Below are 526 nucleotides of genomic sequence, written 5' to 3' on the forward strand. Positions count from 1 at the left end.
GTCTAACTCTCGATTCAGAAGTTCGTTATTGCCTACATTCAATTCGATAAATCGTTTTAATTGGCTAATGCTTTCAATGTCGATGTTGGTGATCTTGAGCCGTATTTGGTCTTGAGTGACGTCTACGATTTGTGCCGTTAACGTAATCTCTTGTTCAGACTGGTGGAACGAGAAACCGACATCAACCAAAAGTGCAGGATTCAATGTATCTAAGCCTTCGGCTTGTAAGAGCAAGCCATGCAAGGAAAGATCTTGAATCGTAGCGTTAAGTCTCAAATCACGTTGTTCTAACTGAGCTGGAGCTTGGTAGATGATGCGTGAAAAGCGTCTTTTCTCCGTCATATTGCGCTCTCTAAGGCATTTAAACAGATTGAATAGTATATCAAGAAGAACAAAAAGTGTTCGAATGTTGTTTAAAAACTGTCGAGGACGCTACAGAGTTACGTAAGTACACGGTCATGTTTTTCACTGACCCAATGACTCTCAAATCATCAAATACCTTAATAACGCCAATCAAAATGGCCCA

Annotated in this window: 1 protein-coding gene; it reads right to left on the reverse strand. The window is 40.3% G+C overall.

Annotation, left to right across the window (positions count from 1 at the left end):
- Nucleotides 1–342, reverse strand: a 342-nt coding sequence (locus R7Z49_RS27430) for a PilZ domain-containing protein (protein WP_318112820.1), incomplete at its 3' end; no start/stop codon positions are given.
- Nucleotides 343–526 lie beyond the last annotated feature (184 nt).

The sequence above is a fragment of the Vibrio sp. 1562 genome (assembly GCF_033340155.1).
Taxonomy (GTDB): Bacteria; Pseudomonadota; Gammaproteobacteria; order Enterobacterales; family Vibrionaceae; genus Vibrio; species Vibrio alginolyticus.